The 3,607-nt window shown below is 36.4% G+C and carries 1 protein-coding gene and 1 pseudogene; both read right to left on the reverse strand.

What is annotated here, in order from left to right:
- Positions 1 to 2,150 (reverse strand): Ig-like domain-containing protein (locus CL42_RS15630; protein WP_035270755.1); only part of this gene is annotated, 2,150 nt, incomplete at its 3' end.
- A 577-nt stretch (positions 2,151 to 2,727) separates the two neighbouring features.
- Positions 2,728 to 3,607: pseudogene (locus CL42_RS15635) on the reverse strand (sodium:proton antiporter); the annotation flags it as partial.

The raw sequence follows: 3,607 nt of genomic DNA on the forward strand, positions 1-3,607 counted from the left end.
GCCGGACCTTCTGCAACAACTTTACCGTCTTTGTCTTTAACAACGACATTTACTATTGTTCCTGGTTCAGTTGTACCTGTGATTTCTGGTGTTGTATCGTTTGTATCCGCAATTGGATCAATCGTTACATCGGTATCAGATGGTGCAGTTGTATCAACTTTAAATGAGCCATTAGATGTCGCTTCACCAACGTTACCAGCTTTATCTTTCGCTTCAGCTTTAACTGTATATTCACCTTCTGGTAGTGCTTCAGTCGGTGTATACGACCAGTTACCTTCAGGATCTACAGTCGCATCACCTGTTGCTACAGGGTTGCCATCTTTGTCTAAGATTTCAACTTTTACTGTTGCGCCTGGTTCAGTCTTGCCATTAATTTCAGGAGTTGTATCACTAGTATCTTCTATAGGATCGATTGTAATTTCTGGATCGATCGTATCAACTTCAACCGTAGTTTTAGCAGGTTGACTTACATTTCCTACCGCATCACGAGCTGAAGCCTCGACACTATATGTACCATCTGGTAACGCTTTAGATGGCTTATATGTCCAGCTACCATCAGCTGCAACATTCACAACTGCAGATTGAACAACCTTGCCAGCCGCATCCTTGATTTCAACACGTACTTGTGTTGCACCATCTTCAGTTTTACCTTTAAAGGTAGGCGCATCAATGTTCGTAAGTGGTAACTCTTCAATCGTTACTTTCGGTGGAGTAATATCCACAGTAAAGCTTGAAGTAGCGACTTTACTATTACCAGCCGCGTCATATGCTGTTGCTTCTAGTTTATAGTCACCTTCAGCTAATGTTACAGGTGATTTAAACTGCCATTTACCGTTGGTCACTGTAGCAGGACCTTCTGCGATAATCTTACCTGAACTATCGCGAATCACTACTTTTACGCTCTCACTATCTTTAGTGGTTCCCGTAAATGTAGGCGTTTGATTTTTAGTTGTAGTCACTGGATTATTCTCCGATTCCGAAAGAGTATTTGCGATTGCAGCGATTGCAAAAGTTGATTGATTCGTTGCTGTATCCCAACCCTCAGGTTCAGGATCAGTAGGGATTGGATCGATGTCAATGTCTGGAGGAGTTAAGTCAACATTGAATTCTTGTTTTTCTTCTTCACCTTTATTTCCTGATTTATCAATAGGCGTTACGATAACTTCGTATTTACCTTCATCTAGGTTTTTCTCAGGTGTATATTCCCATTTACCATCTTTATCAACAGGAACAGTTTCTTTATCAACTACGTTCCCATCTTTGTCTTTAATTTCTATTTCAACATTTGACTCTGGCTCACCTTCACCTGAAAATTTAGGTGTTTCTGAGTTTGTTTCACCTTTATTTCCAATTTCATCAATGGTGATGTCTGATGGTGGGACAGTATCAAGCGTGATTGTTTTAATCGGCGATTTTTCACTTTCTTGACCACTTACAGTTTGCGTCACAGAAAGCTCATAAGTACCATCTTTTAAATCTTGATCAGGTGTAAAACTCCAATCACCATTAGACAATGCAACCGTCTCACCAATTAACTCATCACCATTGTAGATTTTGATGATTGCGCCAGGTTGAGCTCCAGAACCTTTGATTTCTGGACGAGCATCATTTGTTACGCCACCATCAGCAACTTCACCAACATGCTCTGGCACATCATCAATGACGATTGGTGCGTTTAATAATGGATTTGGTTTTGGTTGAGGATTAGGTGATGGATTAGAGTCGGAACCATTATCTGCAACTGCTGCAATTGCACCAGCTGCACCAGCACCGATTAACCAAGGGAGAATTCCACCGATAAAATCATCGGAATAAAGAAGAGGTTCGATTTCCTCGATTGGGTAATACAGAATTGTTTCTGCAATTGAGCCATCTTCATTGGTAAATTTAACCCAATAAAGTTGACCACTTTCATCTTGGAATACGAGGCTGTTATCAGCAAATGAAGGATTGAAATAGTTTTCAATCACAATCACTTCACCATTACGCAAATTGATTAGAGCATTATTATTATCACGAGTGATTGAAGCTACATCATCTTTAGATACTTGAACGACAACTACAGAGTTTTCGTTAAGCCCCACTTGACTAGAGTTGACATTCTCTAATACCTGATGACTCTCTTTAGATATTACGGAGATATTAGCCATGGTAAATTCTCACTTATAAATTTTATTTTTATCGATCTTTCTACATCTAAGATACAAAAAAGATAGACACTATTATCTATAAGTGAGATTTATATCACATTTTTAAGATTTAATGCGAATAGATTTTGCGTCTTTTATCAGCTTTTTGTAACCGCTCATCCACAATCAAAATATATCTTTTATTTACAGATACTTATGATATAAGAATTAATATTTTTACTTATTTTTAGGATATTTCAGGTCACCAAATTTCAAAGGCTTACTTATCATAATTTCTGCTATATTTAGTTTAACTACATACGGTAACTTGTTCATCTAACATTTTAATGTTAGTAAACTAGTATACTTTTCATTTTATATTGAAAATTAATACTTACTTTTTAGTAAGTTAAGAAATAAAATTTGCTTTAAATATGATGTAATTTTCACATTTAAATTTTATATTTCATCAATAAAATTCTGCGAAACTGAATAAAATATTTAAACAATATCACTGGTATCTTCTGCATTGATCATGCTTAATTCATAAAAAAAAGAGCAAGCACTATCATGCTTGCTTCAATTAAATATAATTTTTTTAGAAATTTTCTGGATTTTCTAACTTCTTCACCTCTTCAGCTTTAGCGGGATGATGGACGATTGCCACACCATCATCAGAAGTCCGATCTAATATCACTTCAGGATTATAAATCGTAATAATCTCATTACCTTTACTATCTTCACCAACAATATATTTAAATCCTTTACGATTAAGCTTATTACATAATCGCTGATATAGTCCTTTTAAGCCCTCTTTTTCCTCATTAGGATTGTAATAGAAAGCATTCATGACTGCTGGCAAACCTAAACCACATACTACGCCCGATAATAAAACAACAATAAAGGTATAACCAATCAAGATACTACTGTATTGCCTTAACTCTGGGACATTAGCAACCGCGAGAATTAGAGCCAATGAAATCCCTCCCCTTACTCCACCCCATGATAAAATTGCTAGGCTACCGTTATAGCTTTTCTTACGAAACGATGGGAAAAATGCAAAAGCCAGAAAGTTCGCAGCAAAACGAGAAATATGTAAAATTACAAATGCGATAATACCACCAAGTATCATGCTGGCATTAAGATCAAGAATAAACAGCTCTAAACCAATTAAAGTAAATAAAAAAGAATTAATGATGCCTTCGACTGTATGCCAAAAGTGATTTACTTCTTGGATTTCACGATTTTGTAAAATTTCTTTCCATTTATTACCAACTATAAGTCCACCAATCACACATGCGATTGGTGCTGATGCATGAGCAAATAAAGCAACCAAATATGAACCACAAGCCAGTAAAGCTGTCGTTAGGATTAATGATTCCATTTCATGCTTCCCGCGAAGCAATCGTAAAATCCCCCAACCAAATACCAAACCAATAATTACAGCTACCACAATTTCATAAAGGAGTGTTTGTAGA

The sequence above is a fragment of the Acinetobacter sp. Ver3 genome (assembly GCF_000632455.1).
Lineage (GTDB): Bacteria > Pseudomonadota > Gammaproteobacteria > Pseudomonadales > Moraxellaceae > Acinetobacter.